This window comes from Mycolicibacterium sediminis (assembly GCF_010731735.1).
Classification (GTDB): domain Bacteria; phylum Actinomycetota; class Actinomycetes; order Mycobacteriales; family Mycobacteriaceae; genus Mycobacterium; species Mycobacterium sediminis.
Genome location: NZ_AP022588.1, coordinates 6,042,555 through 6,059,619, shown reverse-complemented (window position 1 = coordinate 6,059,619; position 17,065 = coordinate 6,042,555). Strand labels below are relative to the sequence as shown.

Sequence of the window (17,065 nt, the reverse complement as noted above, 5' to 3'; positions counted from 1 at the left end):
GGCAAACGTCGACAGGACGTCGAGGCTCAGCCCCGAGCCCACCTCGGCGGCCGCTTCTCGAGGAACGCGAGCATTCCCTCCCGGGCCTCCTCGGAGACGAACAGCTGTGCCGACTGCTCGCCCAGGGCGTGGGCGTCGCGGTCGAAGGACTCGAGGATCGGCGCCGTCACCAGCGCCTTCGACGCCGCCAGACCCTGCGGGGATCCCTTGGCCACGTCGGCGGCGAGGCCGTCCACCGCACCCGCGACGTCGTCGGCGGCCACGGTGATCAACCCGATCGCCGCGGCCTCGGCCGCCCCGAACTTCTCGCCGGTGACGAAGTAGCGGCCGGCGCCCCGAGCCGTCATCTTCGGCAGCAGGGTGAGCGAGATGATCGACGGCGCGACGCCGATGCGCGCCTCGGTCAGCGCGAACGTGCTCGACGGACCGGCGACCACGACGTCGCAGGCGCCGATCAGTCCGAGGCCGCCGGCCCGCACGTGTCCGTCGACGGCGGCGATCACCGGCACGGGCAGTTCCAGGATCGCGCGCAACACCTGGGCCATCTCCCGGGCGCGCGACACGGCGAGTTCGCCGGGGTCGCGTCCGGCCGCCTCGCTCAGGTCGGCGCCCGCGCAGAACGTGCCGCCCTCGTGGCCCAGCACGACGCAGCGCACGCTCGGGTCGGCGGCCGCCGCGGACAGCCCGTCGTGCAGCTGCCGGACGAGGACCGCAGACAGGGCGTTGCGGTTGTGCGGGGAGTCGAGGACGAGACGGGCGACGCCCGCGTCGACGGAGTAGCGGACGAGCGGATCCGGCGGGCTGGAGCGGAGCGACTCGGGGAGTGGATCGGTCATCAGTACGACCGGGGGAGGCCCAGCGACGTCTGTGCGATGAAGTTGAGGATCATCTCCCGGCTCACCGGGGCGATGCGGGCCAGCCGCGAGGCCACCAGCACCGACGCGATGCCGTACTCCTTCGTCAATCCGTTGCCGCCGAGCGACTGCACCGCCTGGTCGACCGCGCGGACCGACGCCTCGCCCGCCGCGTACTTCGCCATGTTCGCGGCCTCGGCCGCACCGCCGTCGTCGCCGAGGTCGTAGAGGGTGGCGGCCTTCTGCATCATCAGCTTGGCCAGCTCGACCTCGATGTGGTTCTGCGCCAACGGGTGTGAGATGCCCTGGTGCGCGCCGATCGGGGTCTTCCACACCTGCCGGGTCTTGACGTAGTCGGTGGCCTTGTTGATGGCGAAGCGGCCCATGCCGACGGCGCTCGCGGCGCCCATGATCCGCTCGGGGTTCAGCCCGGCGAACAACTGCGCGATCGCCGCGTCCTCGGACCCGACCAGCGCGTCGGCGGGCAGCCGCACGTCGTCCAGGAACAGCTGGAACTGGTTCTCCGGGCTGACGATCTCCATGTCGATCTTGTTCCACGACAGCCCCGGTGCGTCGGTGGGGACGATGAACAGCGCGGGCTTGAGGTTGCCGGTCTTGGCCTCCTCGGTGCGGCCGACGACCAGGATCGCCTGCGCCTGATCGACGCCGGAGATGTAGACCTTCTGCCCCGACAGGATCCAGTCGCTACCGTCGCGCCGTGCGGTCGTGGTGATCCGGTGCGAGTTCGACCCGGCGTCGGGCTCGGTGATGGCGAAGGCCATCGTGATCGATCCGTCGGCGATGCCCGGGATCCAGCGCTGCTTCTGCTCCTCGGTGCCGAACTTGCTGATGATGGTCCCGTTGATCGCGGGGGAGACGACCATCAGCAGCAGCGCGCAGCCGCCCGCCGACATCTCCTCCATGACCAGCGAGAGCTCGTACATGCCGGCACCGCCACCGCCGTATTCCTCCGGCAGGTTGACCCCGATGAAGCCGAGCTTGCCCGCCTCCTCCCACAACTCGGTGGTGTGCTCACCGGCGCGGGCCTTCTCGAGGTAGTACTTCTCGCCGTAGCTGGCCGAGAACTGGGCGACGGCCTTGCGCAGTTCCTTCTGCTCGTCGGTTTCGATGAAGCTCATCGTGACTCTCCTTGGGGTTCTTCGGATTCTTCGGGATCGAGCACTCGAGCCATGACCAGGCCCACGTCCACCTGCTGGCCGGCTTCGACGTTCAGTTCCACGAGCACGCCACCGGTCGGCGCGGTGATGGTGTGCTCCATCTTCATGGCCTCGAGCCAGATCAGCGGCTGGCCCGCCGTGACCTGGTCGCCGACGGCGGCGGCGATCCGGATCACCGAGCCGGGCATGGGCGCGAGCAGCGAGCCGTGCGCCGCGGCGGCGTCCGGATCGCCGAAGCGGGGTTGGGCGACCAGTTTCGTACTGCCCAGCGGGCTGTCGACGAACGCGGTGTCGCCGTAGGTGGTGACGGCGAAGCTGCGCTCGACGCCGTGGGACGACAGCACGACGCGGTCGGGCGTCGACGACACGAGGCCGATGCCGTCGTCGTCGGGCAGGACGAGGCGGCCCCGGGTGAACCGGTAGCGCACCTCGTGGTCGGCTCCGCCGGCGTCGACGTAGCGCTTGGTCTGGTAGCCGGAGGCGAGTTTGCGCCAGCCACCGGGTACGTCGCGCAGCGCCGTGGCGGCAGCACGGTTGCGGGCGGCGTCGGCCAGCGCGGCGGCCACCGCGGACAGTCGAGGCGCGTCGGCCTCCGTCGACGGCGCGGCCAGATCGGCCAGGCCGTGCGTCTCGAAGAACGCGGTGTCGGTCTCGCCGTCGAGGAAGGCGGGGTGCCGCAGCACGTTCACCAGCAGGTCGCGATTGGTCGTGATGCCGTGCAGGCGGGTGCGGACCAGCGCGTCGGCGAGCACCCCGGCGGCCTGGGTCCGCGTCGGCGCGTACGAGATCACCTTGGCCAGCATGGGGTCGTAGAAGATCGACACCTCCGACCCGTCGACGATGCCGGTGTCGAGCCGGACCCCCACGCCGCCGAGCGTGGTGAACTCGGCACGCGCCGAGGGGACGTCGAAGCGGTGCACCGCGCCGGCCTGCGGCTGCCAGTTCTTCGCCGGGTCCTCCGCGTAGAGCCGCACCTCGATCGAGTGTCCGCGATTGGCAGGCGGTTCGGGATCGAGCCGGCCTCCGTCGGCGACGTGCACCTGCAGTGCCACGAGGTCGAGCCCCGTCGTCTCCTCGGTGACGGGATGCTCGACCTGCAGGCGGGTGTTCATCTCGAGGAAGAAGAACTCGCCGGCGTCGTCGGCCATGAACTCGACGGTGCCCGCCCCGGTGTAGTCGATGGCCTTCGCCGCCAGCCGGGCCGCCTCGAACAGCCTGTCCCGCATCCCCGGGACGCGTTCGACGAGCGGGGACGGCGCCTCCTCGACGATCTTCTGGTGGCGGCGCTGGATCGAGCACTCGCGCTCGCCGACGGCCCACACCGTGCCGTGGGCGTCGGCCATCACCTGCACCTCGACGTGGTGGCCCGTCGCGAGGTACCGCTCGCAGAACACGGTGGGATCGCCGAAGGCGGACTGGGCCTCCCGCCGCGCGGCCTCGACCTGGCCGGGCAGGGCGTCGAGATCGCGCACGACGCGCATGCCGCGGCCACCGCCGCCCGCCGACGCCTTGATCAGCACGGGCAGCTGCGCCTGGGTGACGGTGTTCGGGTCGAGTTCGGCCAGCACCGGGACACCGGCCGCCGACATCATCTTCTTGGCCTCGATCTTCGAGCCCATGGCGCGGACCGCCGCTACCGGCGGGCCGATCCACGTCAGTCCGGCGTCCTGCACGGCGGCCGCGAATTCGGCGTTCTCCGAGAGGAATCCGTACCCCGGGTGGACGGCGTCGGCGCCGGCGGCCGTCGCGGCGGCGATCAGCTGCGCCGCGTCGAGGTAGCCGTTGCGACCCTCGAGTCGCACGCGGACGTCGGCCTCGGCCACGTGCGGGCTCGCGGCGTCGGGGTCGGTGTAGACCGCCGCCGTGCCGATGCCGAGGCGACGGCACGTGGCGAACACGCGGCGGGCGATCTCGCCGCGGTTGGCGACCAGGACTCTGGTGATCATGGCTTCCCCATCGAGGTCATGGTGGCGCTCACATCCGGAAGACGCCGAAGTTCGACGTCCCCTCGATCGGACCGTTGGCGATGGCGGACAGACAGATACCCAGGATCGTGCGGGTGTCGCGCGGATCGATGACACCGTCGTCGTAGAGCCTGCCCGACAGGAACATCGGCAGCGACTCCGCCTCGATCTGCGCCTCGACGGCGGCGCGCAGAGCGGCGTCGGCGTCCTCGTCGACCACCTGTCCGCGCGCCTCGGCGGCCGCACGGCTGACGATCGACAGCACGCCCGCGAGCTGCGTGCCACCCATGACCGCGGACTTCGAGTTCGGCCAGGCGAACAGGAAGCGGGGGTCGAACGCACGCCCGCACATGCCGTAGTGGCCCGCGCCGTAGGAGGCGCCGATCAGCAGGGAGATGTGCGGCACGGTCGAGTTCGAGACGGCGTTGATCATCATCGAGCCGTGCTTGATCATGCCGCCTTCCTCGTACTGGCGGCCCACCATGTAGCCGGTCGTGTTGTGCAGGAACAGCAGTGGCGTGTTCGAGCGGTTGGCCAGCTGGATGAACTGGGTGGCCTTCTGGCTCTCCTCGCTGAACAGCACGCCGCGGGCGTTGGCGAGGATGCCGATGGGGTAGCCGTGCAGCGTCGCCCAGCCCGTGACGAGTGACCCGCCGTAGAGGGGCTTGAACTCGTCGAAGTCGGAACCGTCGACGACGCGGGCGATGACGTCACGCGGGTCGAACGGGATGCGCAGGTCGGCGGGGACGATGCCGAGCAGTTCCTCGGAGTCGAACAGCGGCGGCGTGACGGGTCCGGGCGTGGGGCCGTGCTTGCGCCAGTTCAGGCGTGCCACGATGCGGCGGCCGATGCGGATCGCGTCGAGTTCGTCGACGGCGAAGTAGTCGCCGAGACCCGATGTACGCGAGTGCATCTCGGCTCCGCCGAGTGACTCGTCGTCGGACTCCTCGCCGGTCGCCATCTTGACCAGCGGAGGACCCGCGAGGAAGACCTTCGACCGTTCCTTGATCATCACGACGTGGTCGGACATGCCGGGGATGTAGGCGCCTCCCGCGGTCGAATTGCCGAACACCAGCGCGACGGTCGGGATGCCCGCCGCGGACAGCCGGGTGAGGTCGCGGAACATGCGGCCACCCGGGATGAAGATCTCCTTCTGGGTGGGCAGGTCGGCGCCGCCGGACTCGACCAGGGAGATCACCGGCAGGCGGTTCTCGAGCGCGATCTGGTTGGCGCGCAGGATCTTCTTCAGCGTCCACGGGTTGCTGGTGCCGCCCTTGACGGTGGGGTCGTTCGACACCACCAGGCACTCGACGCCCTCGACGACGCCGATGCCGACGACGACGCTCGCCCCGACGGTGAAGTCGGTGCCCCACGCCGCCAGCGGGCTGAGTTCCAGGAACGGCGAATCGGGGTCGAGGAGCACCTCGATGCGTTCGCGCGCGGTGAGCTTGCCGCGGGCGTGGTGGCGCTCGACGTACTTGGTGCCGCCGCCCAGCAGGGCCTTGTCGTGTTCGGCGTCGAGTTCGGCGAGCTTGGCCGACATCGCCTCGGCGGCGGTGCCGTATCCGGTCGATCGGACGTCGAGAGTCGACTTGAGCCGAGTCATGGGCGATCTGCTCCGATCATCCCTGATATCCGAGCGTCTTGGCCGCCAGCGCCGTCATGATCTCGGTGGTCCCTCCGCCGATGCCGATGATGCGCATGTCACGGTACTGCCGTTCGATCTCGGACTCGGCCATGTAGCCCATGCCGCCGAACAATTGGACGGCCGCGTTCGCCACCCACTCGCCCGCCTCGACGGCGGTGTTCTTGGCGAAGCAGACCTCGGTGATCAGGTTCTGGTCACCGGCGAGTTGCCGTTCGACCAGGGCGTGGGTGTAGACCCGGGCCACGTCGATGCGACGGGCCATCTCGGCGAGCGTGTTCTGCACCGACTGCCGCGAGATGAGCGGTCGGCCGAAGGTCTCGCGGTCGCGACACCACTGCACCGTGATGTCCAGGCAGCGCTGCGCACTGGCATAGGCCTGCGCGGCGAGGCCGACGCGCTCGGAGACGAAGGCGCTGGCGATCTGGAGGAAGCCGGTGTTCTCGACGCCGATGAGGTTCTCGGCGGGCACGCGCACGTCGGTGTAGGACAGCTCCGCCGTGTCGGACGAGCGCCAGCCCATCTTCTCCAGCTTGCGCGTGACCTCGAAACCCGGTGTGCCCTTGTCGACGACGATCAGCGAGACGCCTCCGGCGCCCGGTCCGCCCGTGCGCGCCGCGGTCACCACGAAGTCGGCGCGCACACCCGAGGTGATGTAGGTCTTCGCGCCGTTGAGGACGTAGTGGTCGCCGTCGCGGTCGGCCCGCGTGGTGAGGTGCCCGACGTCGGACCCGCCGCCCGGCTCGGTGATGGCCAGCGATCCGATCTTCTCGCCGCGCAACGTCGGCCGGACGTAGGTCTCGATCAGCCGCTCGTCGCGGGACTCGATCATGTGCGGCAGCGCGATGCCGCAGGTGAACAGCGAGGCGAAGACGCCGCCGGGAACCCCGGCCTGGTGCAGCTCCTCGCAGATCACCACGGCGTCCGCGCCGTCACCACCACCACCGCCGACCTCCTCGGGGTGGTTGGCGCCGAGCAGACCCGCCTCGCCGGCCGCGAGGTGGAGGTCGCGCGGCAGTTCGCCGGCCTTCTCCCAGGCGTCGACGTTCGGCAGGATCTCGCGTTCGGCGAAGGTGCGCACCGTCTTTCGCAGTGCCTCGCGCTCGGGTGTGGTCCAGATGCTCGTGCTCGTGGTCGTACTCATAGCTCCAACAGTCCTTCCGGGATGTCGACGTGTCTCGAACGCAGCCACTCGCCGAGCCCCTTGGCCTGCGGGTCGAAGCGCGCCTGGTGCGCGACCCCCCGGCCGAGGATGCCCTCGATGACGAAGTTCACCGCGCGCAGGTTGGGCAGCAGGTGCCGGGTGACCGCCAGATCGGCCGTCTCGGGCAGGAGTTGGCGCAGCGCGTCGACGGTGAGCGTGTGTGCCAGCCACTGCCATTGGGCGTCGGTGCGCACCCAGACGCCGACGTTGGCGTCGCCGCCCTTGTCGCCGCTGCGCGCGCCGGCGATGGTGCCCAGCGGCAGCCGTCGGGTGGCGCCGCCCTCCGGTGGATCGGGGAGCGGGGGCGGGTCGACAGGCTCGAGTTCGCGGGTGTCGGTGGCGGGTGGGACGTCGACGCGTACCCCGTCGGCGTGTACGGCGACGTGTGGCACCGCGGTCGCGTCGACGTACCCGGGGGTGAACAGGCCGTAGACCTGCCCCTCGCCCGGTGGTGCCGTGGTGGTGAACCCGGGATAGCTGGCGAGCGCGAGTTCCACTGCTGCCGAGGAGAAGTGGCGTCCGACCTTGGCCGGGTCCGGGTCGCGGACGACGCAGCGCAGCAGGGCGCTGGCGGCTTCCTCGGTGTCGGCGTCGGGATGATCGGTGCGGGCAAGGGTCCACTCGACCTCGTCGGGCGTCACGGTCATGTTGGCCTCGAGCTGGCGTCGCACCAGGTCGGCCTTGGCCTCGATGTCCAGACCGGTCAGCACGAACGTCATGGAGTTGCGGAACCCGCCCACCGAGTTGAGCGACACCTTGAGCGTCGGTGGGGGAGCCTCGCCACGGACGCCGCTGATGCGCACCCGGTCGGGGCCGTCCTCGGCGAGCGTCGCGCTGTCGATGCGCAGCGTCACGTCGGGGTTGGCGTACCGGGGTCCGCCGATCTCGTAGAGCAGCTGCGCGGTCACCGTGTCCACGCTGACCAGTCCGCCGGTGCCCGGATGCTTGGTGACGACCGACGAACCGTCGGCCGCGATCTCCGCGATCGGGAAACCGGCGTGCATCAGGTCGGAGACCTCGGTAAAGAACGCGAAGTTGCCGCCGGTGGCCTGCGTGCCGCACTCGATGACGTGCCCTGCGGCGACGGCACCGGCGAGCGCGTCGTAGTCGGTGCGGGTCCAGCCGAAGTGTGCGGCGGCGGGTCCGACGATCACCGAGGCGTCGGTGACGCGGCCCGTCACCACGACGTCCGCGCCGGACTGCAGGCAGTCCGCGATGCCCCACGCCCCGAGGTACGCGTTGGCCGAGAGCACGGCGCCGAAGCCGAGTTCGTCCGCACGGGAGATCAGGTCGTCGCCCTCGACGTGGGCCACGGTCACCGCGAGCCCGAGCCGCTCGGCCAGCGCGCGTACCGCCGTCGCCAGCCCGGCCGGGTTGAGGCCGCCCGCGTTCGCGACGATCTGGACGCCGCGCTCGAGCGCGAGGCCCAGTGACTCCTCGAGCTGGGTCAGGAAGGTCTTGGCGTAGCCGCGCTCCGGGGACTTCGCGCGGTCGCGGGCCAGGATGAGCATCGTCAGCTCGGCCAGGTAGTCACCGGTGACGTAGTCGAGGTCGCCGCCGGTGATCATCTCGCGCATCGCCGCGTGGCGGTCGCCGTAGAACCCCGAGCAGTTGCCGATCCGTACCGGGCTTCCACCCTCACCAGACGCCACGCACCACGCTCCCATCTCCATCGACGGCTCAACCAACCGGTAGGTTAGCCGATACCATCGGTACCGAGTCAAGGGCGGGGCCGACGCGTCATCCAGTCCCCGGGGCGTTCCCCGGGTGGGACGTTTTGGAGACCGTGCAGGTCGACCGCTATCCTGAACGGCAACCGTTGGCCGCTGTCGTATGCGCGGCAACACCCCTGATCAAGGAGAGTCCGCATGGCTGTGCCCAAGCGCAGGATGTCGCGTTCGAACACCCGTAGCCGGCGTGCGCAGTGGAAGGCCACCGCCACCGGTCTGGTCGGCGTGACCGTCGCAGGTCAGCAGCACAAGGTGCCGCGTCGCCTGCTCAAGGCCGCCCGCCTCGGCCTGATCGACCTCGACCGTCGCTGACTGACGGCGCGCCTCTCAGCCCACTCTCAGTCGATGGGTTGAGACTGTGGCTGTGCGAATACTTGTCGTAGACGACGATCGCGCCGTGCGCGAATCCCTGCGCCGTTCGCTGTCGTTCAACGGCTATGCGGTCGAACTGGCGCAAGACGGTGTGGAGGCGCTGCAGGCGATCGCCACCGACCGGCCCGACGCCGTGGTCCTCGACGTGATGATGCCCCGACTCGACGGGCTCGAGGTCTGCCGCCAACTGCGGAGCACGGGCGACGACCTGCCCATCCTGGTCCTGACTGCCCGGGACTCCGTCTCCGAACGCGTCGCCGGCCTCGACGCCGGTGCCGACGACTACCTGCCGAAGCCCTTCGCGCTCGAGGAACTGCTCGCCCGGATGCGGGCTCTGCTGCGTCGTACCGGTCCGGACGACTCGTCCGACTCGATGACGCTGAGCTTCTCCGACCTGAGCCTGGACCCCGTGACGCGCGAGGTCATGCGAGGCGCCCGCTCGATCAGTCTGACCAGGACCGAGTTCTCCCTGCTGGAGATGCTGATCGCCAATCCGCGGCGGGTCCTGACGCGCAGCCGCATCCTCGAGGAGGTGTGGGGCTTCGACTTCCCCACGTCGGGCAACGCTCTCGAGGTGTACGTCGGATACCTGCGCCGCAAGACCGAAGCCGAGGGGGAGCCGCGTCTGATCCACACCGTCCGCGGGGTGGGTTACGTGCTGCGCGAGACACCGCCCTGATGGTGCGGTTCCCATCCCTGCGCGGTCGGCGACCGTCGTCGTGGTCCGGTCCCGGCGAGGCGACGCGGCACGCCGCGAGTTCGGTGTCGCTGAGATGGCGCGTGATGCTGCTGGCGATGTCGATGGTCGCGATGGTCGTCGTACTCATGGCGGTCGCGGTCTACATCGTCGTCTCCCGTGCGCTGTACCAGGACGTGGACAGCCAGCTGCAGAGCCGGGCCCGGCTGCTCATCGAGAGCGGGTCGCTGGCCGCGGACCCCGGCAAGGCCATCGAGGGCACGGCCTACTCCGACGTCAACGCCATGCTCGTCAATCCCGGCCGGTCGATCTACACGGCCAACCAGGAGGGCCAGACGCTGCCGCTGGGCGAGCCGGAGAAGGACGTCATCCAGGGCAACCTGCGGATGTCGCTGCGCACGGTGAACTACCAGCGGGTGCTGGCCTATCACCTGTCGAACGGCAGTTCGCTGTTGATCTCGAAGAGCATGGAGCCGACGGGCAAGGTGCTCAAACGGCTGGGCACCATCCTGCTGTTCGTGGGCGGTGGCGGCATGGCGGTGGCCGCGATCGCGGGCGGCATGGTCGCCCGGACCGGGCTGAGACCCGTGGCCCGTCTGACCCAGGCGGCGGAGCGGGTAGCCAGGACCGACGACCTCAGACCGATCCCCGTGCACGGCAGCGACGAGCTGGCCCGGCTGACCGCGGCGTTCAACATGATGCTGCGCGCGCTCGCCGAATCCCGGGAGAGACAGGCGCGGCTGGTGTCCGACGCGGGACACGAGCTGCGAACGCCTCTGACCTCGCTGCGCACCAACGTCGAACTGCTCATGGCGTCGTCGCAGCCGGGCGCTCCCGCCATCCCCGAGGAGGAGATGGCCGGCCTGCGCACCGACGTCATCGCCCAGATCGAGGAGCTGTCGACCCTGGTCGGCGACCTGGTGGACCTCACCCGCGACGACGAGGGCGTGGCGATCCACGAGCCCATCGACGTCAACGAGGTGGTCGAGCGCAGCCTCGAACGCATCCGCCGGCGCCGCAACGACATCGACTTCGACGTCTCGGTCACCGGCTGGCAGGTGCACGGCGACGTCGCCGGCCTGTCGCGGGCGGTGCTGAACCTCATGGACAACGCGGCGAAGTGGAGCCCGCCCAACGGTCGGGTGGGCGTCCGGCTCGTCCAGGTGGACCCGGTCAACGCCGAACTGGTGGTCACCGACCAGGGGCCGGGCATCCCGCCCGAGGAGCGGGCGCTGGTCTTCGAGCGCTTCTACCGATCGACGGCCGCCCGCGCGATGCCGGGATCCGGGCTCGGTCTCGCCATCGTCAAGCAGGTGGTCCTCAAACACGGTGGGACGCTGTGGATCGAGGACACCGCTCCCGGAGCCGACCCGCCCGGCACCGCCATCCACGTCCTGCTGCCCGGCCGGCCCGTCGCGACACGCGCGGACGGTGCGGTGGACGCATCGGTGGTCAGCGCCGACAATTGACCGATCCGAGGCGACTCGTCGAGGGCGTAGCCCGCCGACCGGTCACGGGGAAGTCTCGGTGTGTCCCGAGCGTTCTCTAAGTGGATTCTCAGCCCGGCCGGGCACTGTCGGGTTCAGACGTTCGTTCACACCGTGAAGCATTCCGACCGAGCAGGCACCACCGAAGGAAGAGCACCGACCACACATGAGCAACCAGCCGAGGTACTCACCGCCACCGCCGCCGCCGGGTCAGCGCCCGGGCGGCTACGACCGCGCGGTGCCGGGCTACTCCGATGGCGCACCTCGGTCCGTGCCTCAGGGGCCGGGCTACGACTGGCGCTACGCCACGCAGCAGCAGGCCTACCGCGGCCCGAACGACCCCTACCGCGGTGCACCGCAGACCCGGGTCATGCCCGGCGCGCACGTCGCACCCAAGAAGCGGTCACGGGCAGGCGCCCTCACCGTCGGTGCGCTGGCCATCGCGGTGATCTCCGCGGGCATCGGCGGCGGCGTCGCCACGCTCGTCCAGCCCGAGCGGGCCACGACCACCACCTCCGCGCTCGGTGCGGCACCCAGTCAGCCCGCCGCCAGCCTGCCCGCCGGATCCGTCGAGCAGGTCGCCGCCAAGGTGGTCCCCAGCGTCGTGAAGCTCGAGACCGACATGGGCCGGCAGTCCGAGGAGGGTTCGGGCATCGTGCTGTCCTCGGACGGCCTCATCCTGACCAACAACCACGTCGTCGCGGCGGCGAAGGACGGCGTGCCCGGCGGTGGACCGGTGCAGACGAAGGTGACCTTCGCCGACGGCAACACCACCTCGTTCACGGTGGTCGGCACCGACCCGAGCAGCGACATCGCCGTGGTGCGCGCCGACAACGCGGCCAACCTGACCCCCATCACGCTGGGGTCGTCGGGCAGCCTCCGCGTCGGCCAGGACGTCGTGGCCATCGGCTCGCCGCTCGGCCTCGAGGGCACCGTCACTACCGGCATCGTCAGCGCGTTGAACCGGCCCGTCGCCGCCGGTGGGGACGCCAGGAACCAGAACACGGTGCTCGACGCGATCCAGACCGACGCCGCGATCAACCCGGGCAACTCCGGCGGTGCGCTGGTCAACATGAACGGCGAGCTGGTGGGCGTCAACTCGGCGATCGCCACGCTCGGCGGGGACTCCGCGCAGTCGCAGAGCGGGTCGATCGGCCTGGGCTTCGCGATCCCGGTGGACCAGGCCAAGCGCATCGCCGACGAACTCATCCAGAGCGGGACCGCCTCGCACGCCTCGCTGGGCGTGCAGGTCGGGAACGACGCCACCGTCGACGGCGCCAAGATCGTGGACGTCACGGGCGGCGGTGCCGCATCGGCGGCGGGGCTGCCCAGCGGCGCCGTCGTGACCAAGGTCGACGACCGGGTGATCGGCAGTGCCGACGCACTGGTCGCCGCCGTGCGGTCCAGGGCACCCGGGGATCAGGTCACGCTGACCTACCTCGACCCGTCGGGCAAGCCCGCGACCGTGCAGGTGACTCTCGGAAAGGCACAGCAGTGACGATCGCCCCGGGTCGACCGCCCCTCAAAATGGTCACGCCTGCGTCGGTCGCTACCTATACGGTTGAGATCATGGAACAGCCGTCGGAGTTGGTTGGCCGCGCGTTGGTCGTGGTCGTGGACGATCGCACCGCACACGGGGACGAGGAGGACCACAGCGGTCCGTTGGTCTCCGAACTGCTTGGTGAGGCCGGCTTCGTGGTGGACGGCGTCGTCGCCGTCTCCGCGGACGAGGTCGAAATCCGCAACGCCCTCAACACGGCGGTCATCGGCGGCGTCGACCTGGTGGTGTCGGTGGGTGGCACCGGTGTCACCCCGCGCGACGTGACACCGGAGGCCACCCGGACCATCCTCGACCGCGAACTGCTCGGCATCTCGGAGGCGCTGCGTGCCTCCGGTCTGTCGGCGGGCATCGTCGACGCCGGTGTCTCCCGAGGGCTCGCGGGTATCTCGGGCAGCACCCTGGTGGTGAACATCCCGGGTTCCCGCGGTGCCGTACGCGATGGCATGGCGACGCTCGGCCCGTTGGCCAGTCAGGTCATTGCACAGCTATCTCGTTTGGACATCTGACCAGGTGTCCCCAGCGCCGACGGTGTGTCCGCACCGTCGGCGCCTTCGTGCGCCCGGAATCGCCGTGACGCCAACCATCGCTGGATCCGCCGGAGTCGTGTTAACGCAGGGTGAACGGGTCCCATCGACTAACTGTGATCTTCATCACACCACCTCGGGCCGATGAGCGAACCGTCGAGTCGCGACCGCGACGCAGTTAACAAGATTTTCGGCGAATCCCTTCCCAATATCACCAGTGACGAACGCGACGATGCGCGCCCCGACGACGACGACGAGCGAGAGCGCTGGTTCCGGGACAACATTCCGCCGCACCACGGTTGATCAGTGCTTATCCGCGCCCGAGGGGAAGGGCCGGTGATCCCGCGCACCGGGCGCGACGGATACCTTCGGTACGTGATCGGCGGCCTTCCTGTGCGCGACGACCGGACTCCGACCGCGCGCCCTCCCGCCCGCTGACCGCCAGCAAATTCTTCGGTGCCGACGCCCGGCGTTCGGCGTGCGGATTGCTTGCGTTGCCGGGGGGATGCCTCACCGTTATGTTTCTCCCGTCAACGATGAGCAGTTAGTAAGAGCAACATGTGAGCTTTCTAATTCCAGTCACATGGACCTCTTGCGAGGTGTGTGGTGGTGCGTGCACAGCCCCACACCGAATACCGCGGTGAGCCTGCCGGATCACCTTCAACACATAGGGAGAACATGAAGGCAATCAGTCGGGTGCTGATCGCGCTGGTCGCGGCAATCGCTGCGTTGTTCGCGACGACGGGCACCTCACACGCAGGCCTGGACAACGAGCTGAGCCTCGTTGACGGCAAGGACCGCACGCTGACCGTTCAGCAGTGGGACACGTTCCTCAACGGAGTGTTCCCGCTGGACCGCAACCGTCTGACCCGTGAGTGGTTCCACTCCGGCAAGGCCCGGTACAACGTGGCCGGCCCGGGTGCAGACGAGTTCGAGGGCACCTTGGAGCTGGGCTACCAGATCGGCTTCCCCTGGTCGCTGGGCGTGGGCATCAACTTCTCCTACACCACGCCGAACATCCTGATCGACGATGGCAACTTCGAGAACGGCTTCGCCCAGATCATCACCCCGAACCTGTTCCCGGGTGTGTCGATCAGCGCTGACCTGGGCAATGGCCCGGGCATCCAGGAAGTGGCGACGTTCTCGGTCGACGTCTCGGGTGCACAGGGTGCGGTCGCGGTGTCGAACGCTCACGGCACGGTGACCGGTGCTGCCGGTGGCGTGCTCCTGCGTCCGTTCGCCCGCCTCATCGCCTCGACCGGTGACAGCGTCACCACATACGGCGAACCCTGGAACATGAACTAACACCTGCACCACCACTAACAAAAGTCACACCCGTGGCGATCAAGTAGTAGCGATGCGCATCGGCTGGCCTCGGCCGGCCGGTGCGCTCGCCTCTTGGATCGCTGTCAACGCAAGGCTTACGAGGAGGTCAACCCAGAAATGAAGGCAATCAGTCGGGTGCTGATCGCGCTTATCGCGGCAATCGCTGCGTTGTTCGCGACGACGGGCACCTCACACGCAGGCCTGGACAACGAGCTGAGCCTCGTTGACGGCAAGGACCGCACGCTGACCGTTCAGCAGTGGGACACGTTCCTCAACGGAGTGTTCCCGCTGGACCGCAACCGTCTGACCCGTGAGTGGTTCCACTCCGGCAAGGCCCGGTACAACGTGGCCGGCCCGGGTGCAGACGAGTTCGAGGGCACCTTGGAGCTGGGCTACCAGATCGGCTTCCCCTGGTCGCTGGGCGTGGGCATCAACTTCTCCTACACCACGCCGAACATCCTGATCGACGATGGCAACTTCGAGAACGGCTTCGCCCAGATCATCACCCCGAACCTGTTCCCGGGTGTGTCGATCAGCGCTGACCTGGGCAATGGCCCGGGCATCCAGGAAGTGGCGACGTTCTCGGTCGACGTCTCGGGTGCACAGGGTGCGGTCGCGGTGTCGAACGCTCACGGCACGGTGACCGGTGCTGCCGGTGGCGTGCTCCTGCGTCCGTTCGCCCGCCTCATCGCCTCGACCGGTGACAGCGTCACCACGTACGGCGAACCCTGGAACATGAACTGATCTACTGAGTCAGACGTGAACAGCCCCCCGGCTCCGGCCGGGGGGCTGTTTCGTCGTTCAGCGAGATCAGTCCTTGTCGGCGCTGGTCACCTTCGCGGTGTCCGGGCTGGGGCCGGTGCCGGGTCCGGTGACCGTCTCGGCGCTGACGCCGTCGGCCAGCAGGTTGCGAATCTCGGTCAGCAGGCTCAACTCGGTGTCCTGGGCCTGCTCGACCTCGCCCTTCTTGCGGAGGCGGTTGTACGGCACGACGACCAGGAAGTAGACGACGGCCGCGACCAGGAGGAAGTTGATGGCCCCCGACAGGAGGACGTTCAGGTCGATGGTCTGGCCGCCGTAGATCGGAATGCGCAGGATGCCGTAGTCCGCGTCCTTGCCGGCGCCGATGCCGTCGATCAGCGGTTGGACGACGCTCTTGGTGAAGTTGGTGACCAGTGCGGTGAACGCGGTGCCGATGACCACCGCGATGGACAGATCGACGATGTTCCCGCGAGCGAGAAACTCCTTGAAGCCCTTCAACACGAACTGCTTCCTTCCTGACGTTGACGTTCGGACACGCAACGGTAGCCCTGCCGGGTGCCGACGGCGCGTCGTCACCGCAGCGTGAGCGTGACCGCCTGCGTCAGTGACGCGCCCGCCACCTCGACGGCGGTACGGGAGGGCAGTGCCACCAGCACCACGCGGTGGTCTCCGCTGGTGGGTGAGGCCGATCGTTGCGTCACCATCACGACGACGGCAGCCGCTGCGACCACCCGCGGCGGCGCCACCGAGTCGGAACCGGGCGGCGCGGGCTCTGCTGCCAGGACGTCCACGACGTCGCCGGCCCGAAGCAGGTCGAGCAGTGCGGCGTCGGCGAGATCGAGCGCGACCACCCGGGAGTCGGGACCGGCGGTCGCGGCGGTGAGCCGTGGGCTGAGGACCCGAACGTCGGTGATCACCTCGCCGCGGCGGGCGGGGCCCGTCAGGGTCAACCCGACGAGATCGTCGGTGCTCGCCGTGGAACCATCGGGAACCGTTGTCACCGAATGAGATTCGCGGTGAAGATCGGAGTCGGTGAGGGAGGCTCCCGGAGCGAGGTCGTGGGCGGCGACCACGACGTCGACGCGGCCGTCGGCGGGATCGGGTCGTAGGGCCGCCATCGCGGCCAGGATCACCAGCAGCCCGGCGAGTGCCCGACGCGCGGCGACGGTTCTGGTCCAATCCGGGCGCGAGTCGAGCAGCCTGGTCCACGGTTTCGGGTCGAGCGAATCCCCCATGGGGTCACGCTAGACAGAAGCCCCCGTCGCGGGCATCCGCCCGATCGGGTGCCTGTGGATAACTCAGGACTTGGAGCCGGTCGACGCCGGCGTCGAACTGCCGGACGACGACGAGGAGCTGGACCCCGACGAGGACGATCCCGAGGACTTCGAGTCGCTGGAGGACTTCGAGTCGGACGACGACTTCGAGTCGGAGCCGGTCGAGGAACCACCCGAGCCCGAATCCGAGGACGAGGACGATCCGGAGTCGCCGTTCTTCGCCGACGACGAACTACTCGAACTCGACGACTTGGCGGCGTCGCGGCTGTCGTTGCGGTAGAAGCCGCTGCCCTTGAAGACCACGCCGACCTTGCCGAAGAGCTTGCGCAGACGTCCCGAGCACTGCGGGCACGTGGTCAATGCGTCGTCGGTGAATGCCTGCACCGCGTCGAAGCGGTTGTCGCACTCGGTACACGCATATGAGTAGGTCGGCACGTCATCCTCCGAAGGTGGTCGAACTTGTTGGCACTCTACCGTTCCAAGTGCT

17 protein-coding genes and 1 pseudogene are annotated in these 17,065 nt (G+C 69.1%); 9 read left to right on the top strand and 9 right to left on the bottom strand.

What is annotated here, in order from left to right; translation table 11 throughout:
- Positions 1 to 26: 26 nt before the first annotated feature.
- From G6N64_RS28865 to G6N64_RS28840, 6 genes are read right to left on the bottom strand one after another with little or no spacing between them, the layout of a single operon-like run.
- Positions 27 to 836 carry an enoyl-CoA hydratase family protein gene (locus tag G6N64_RS28865; RefSeq protein ID WP_163801170.1) on the bottom strand — a complete coding sequence of 270 codons (810 nt, stop codon included), beginning with the start codon at positions 834 to 836 and terminating at the stop codon, positions 27 to 29.
- Positions 836 to 1,993: an acyl-CoA dehydrogenase family protein gene (locus tag G6N64_RS28860; RefSeq protein WP_163801169.1), complete on the bottom strand. Its 1,158-nt coding sequence runs from the start codon at positions 1,991 to 1,993 to the stop codon at positions 836 to 838. Before G6N64_RS28860 ends, G6N64_RS28865 begins: the two co-directional genes overlap by 1 nt.
- Entirely contained in the window at positions 1,990 to 3,978 is a 1,989-nt protein-coding gene (locus G6N64_RS28855) for an ATP-binding protein (protein ID WP_163801168.1), read from the bottom strand. Before G6N64_RS28855 ends, G6N64_RS28860 begins: the two co-directional genes overlap by 4 nt.
- A gap of 28 nt (positions 3,979 to 4,006) precedes the next feature.
- Positions 4,007 to 5,602, bottom strand: a complete 1,596-nt coding sequence (locus G6N64_RS28850) for an acyl-CoA carboxylase subunit beta (RefSeq protein WP_163801167.1) — start codon at positions 5,600 to 5,602, stop codon at positions 4,007 to 4,009.
- A 16-nt stretch (positions 5,603 to 5,618) separates the two neighbouring features.
- Positions 5,619 to 6,785 carry an acyl-CoA dehydrogenase family protein gene (locus G6N64_RS28845; protein WP_163801166.1) on the bottom strand — a complete coding sequence of 389 codons (1,167 nt, stop codon included), beginning with the start codon at positions 6,783 to 6,785 and terminating at the stop codon, positions 5,619 to 5,621.
- Positions 6,782 to 8,497, bottom strand: a complete 1,716-nt coding sequence (locus G6N64_RS28840; RefSeq protein ID WP_264002329.1) for an acyclic terpene utilization AtuA family protein — start codon at positions 8,495 to 8,497, stop codon at positions 6,782 to 6,784. Before G6N64_RS28840 ends, G6N64_RS28845 begins: the two co-directional genes overlap by 4 nt.
- 216 nt (positions 8,498 to 8,713) lie before the next feature.
- Here G6N64_RS28840 and rpmF point away from each other — a divergent pair, with 216 nt between their 5' ends.
- The 8 genes from rpmF to mspA (G6N64_RS28805) all read left to right on the top strand — a co-directional run bounded on the left by rpmF (position 8,714) and on the right by mspA (G6N64_RS28805) (position 15,286).
- A complete protein-coding gene (gene rpmF / locus G6N64_RS28835; RefSeq protein ID WP_163801165.1) occupies positions 8,714 to 8,887 on the top strand; it encodes a 50S ribosomal protein L32 in 174 nt (57 codons plus the stop codon).
- Positions 8,888 to 8,939: 52 nt separating this feature from the next.
- Positions 8,940 to 9,626: a response regulator transcription factor gene (locus G6N64_RS28830; protein ID WP_163801164.1), complete on the top strand. Its 687-nt coding sequence runs from the start codon at positions 8,940 to 8,942 to the stop codon at positions 9,624 to 9,626.
- Positions 9,626 to 11,113 (top strand): HAMP domain-containing sensor histidine kinase, encoded by a 1,488-nt coding sequence (locus tag G6N64_RS28825; protein WP_163801163.1) that lies wholly within the window; start codon positions 9,626 to 9,628, stop codon positions 11,111 to 11,113. The genes G6N64_RS28830 and G6N64_RS28825 overlap by 1 nt, the downstream gene beginning before the upstream one ends.
- Before the next feature lie 184 nt (positions 11,114 to 11,297).
- Complete coding sequence (locus G6N64_RS28820; protein WP_163801162.1) at positions 11,298 to 12,629, top strand: S1C family serine protease; 1,332 nt, start codon at positions 11,298 to 11,300, stop codon at positions 12,627 to 12,629.
- 29 nt (positions 12,630 to 12,658) lie between these two features.
- Positions 12,659 to 13,198, top strand: coding sequence for a MogA/MoaB family molybdenum cofactor biosynthesis protein (locus G6N64_RS28815; protein WP_163802194.1), 540 nt, complete (start codon positions 12,659 to 12,661; stop codon positions 13,196 to 13,198).
- A gap of 162 nt (positions 13,199 to 13,360) precedes the next feature.
- Positions 13,361 to 13,519: a hypothetical protein gene (locus G6N64_RS30000; protein WP_174266898.1), complete on the top strand. Its 159-nt coding sequence runs from the start codon at positions 13,361 to 13,363 to the stop codon at positions 13,517 to 13,519.
- Positions 13,520 to 13,894: 375 nt separating this feature from the next.
- Positions 13,895 to 14,521 (top strand): porin MspA, encoded by a 627-nt coding sequence (mspA, locus tag G6N64_RS28810; protein ID WP_163801161.1) that lies wholly within the window; start codon positions 13,895 to 13,897, stop codon positions 14,519 to 14,521.
- Between the two features lie 138 nt (positions 14,522 to 14,659).
- Positions 14,660 to 15,286 carry a porin MspA gene (mspA, locus tag G6N64_RS28805; protein WP_163801160.1) on the top strand — a complete coding sequence of 209 codons (627 nt, stop codon included), beginning with the start codon at positions 14,660 to 14,662 and terminating at the stop codon, positions 15,284 to 15,286.
- A gap of 66 nt (positions 15,287 to 15,352) precedes the next feature.
- Here mspA (G6N64_RS28805) and mscL read toward each other — a convergent pair whose 3' ends face one another.
- Positions 15,353 to 15,805: a large-conductance mechanosensitive channel protein MscL gene (mscL, locus tag G6N64_RS28800; RefSeq protein WP_163801159.1), complete on the bottom strand. Its 453-nt coding sequence runs from the start codon at positions 15,803 to 15,805 to the stop codon at positions 15,353 to 15,355.
- A 71-nt stretch (positions 15,806 to 15,876) separates the two neighbouring features.
- On the bottom strand, positions 15,877 to 16,539 hold the full coding sequence (locus tag G6N64_RS28795; RefSeq protein ID WP_163801158.1) for an SAF domain-containing protein: 663 nt from the start codon (positions 16,537 to 16,539) through the stop codon (positions 15,877 to 15,879).
- Between the two features lie 70 nt (positions 16,540 to 16,609).
- On the opposite strand from G6N64_RS28795, the gene G6N64_RS30770 reads away from it, so the two are divergent.
- Positions 16,610 to 16,858, top strand: a complete 249-nt coding sequence (locus G6N64_RS30770; RefSeq protein ID WP_409370730.1) for a hypothetical protein — start codon at positions 16,610 to 16,612, stop codon at positions 16,856 to 16,858.
- A gap of 14 nt (positions 16,859 to 16,872) precedes the next feature.
- Here G6N64_RS30770 and G6N64_RS30765 read toward each other — a convergent pair.
- Positions 16,873 to 17,013: pseudogene (locus tag G6N64_RS30765) on the bottom strand (FmdB family zinc ribbon protein); the annotation flags it as partial.
- Positions 17,014 to 17,065: the final 52 nt, after the last annotated feature.

Excerpts from the sequence above, each read along its gene's own strand:
- G6N64_RS28860 (WP_163801169.1), bottom strand. The coding sequence starts at position 1,993 with ATGAGCTTCATCGAAACCGACGAGCAGAAGGAACTGCGCAAGGCCGTC.
- G6N64_RS28820 (WP_163801162.1), top strand. The coding sequence starts at position 11,298 with ATGAGCAACCAGCCGAGGTACTCACCGCCACCGCCGCCGCCGGGTCAG.
- G6N64_RS28850 (WP_163801167.1), bottom strand. The coding sequence starts at position 5,602 with ATGACTCGGCTCAAGTCGACTCTCGACGTCCGATCGACCGGATACGGC.
- G6N64_RS28825 (WP_163801163.1), top strand. The coding sequence starts at position 9,626 with ATGGTGCGGTTCCCATCCCTGCGCGGTCGGCGACCGTCGTCGTGGTCC.
- rpmF (WP_163801165.1), top strand. The coding sequence starts at position 8,714 with ATGGCTGTGCCCAAGCGCAGGATGTCGCGTTCGAACACCCGTAGCCGG.
- G6N64_RS28855 (WP_163801168.1), bottom strand. The coding sequence starts at position 3,978 with ATGATCACCAGAGTCCTGGTCGCCAACCGCGGCGAGATCGCCCGCCGC.
- G6N64_RS28795 (WP_163801158.1), bottom strand. The coding sequence starts at position 16,539 with ATGGGGGATTCGCTCGACCCGAAACCGTGGACCAGGCTGCTCGACTCG.
- G6N64_RS30000 (WP_174266898.1), top strand. The coding sequence starts at position 13,361 with ATGAGCGAACCGTCGAGTCGCGACCGCGACGCAGTTAACAAGATTTTC.
- G6N64_RS28845 (WP_163801166.1), bottom strand. The coding sequence starts at position 6,785 with ATGAGTACGACCACGAGCACGAGCATCTGGACCACACCCGAGCGCGAG.
- G6N64_RS28815 (WP_163802194.1), top strand. The coding sequence starts at position 12,659 with ATGGTCACGCCTGCGTCGGTCGCTACCTATACGGTTGAGATCATGGAA.
- G6N64_RS28865 (WP_163801170.1), bottom strand. The coding sequence starts at position 836 with ATGACCGATCCACTCCCCGAGTCGCTCCGCTCCAGCCCGCCGGATCCG.
- mspA (WP_163801161.1), top strand. The coding sequence starts at position 13,895 with ATGAAGGCAATCAGTCGGGTGCTGATCGCGCTGGTCGCGGCAATCGCT.
- mspA (WP_163801160.1), top strand. The coding sequence starts at position 14,660 with ATGAAGGCAATCAGTCGGGTGCTGATCGCGCTTATCGCGGCAATCGCT.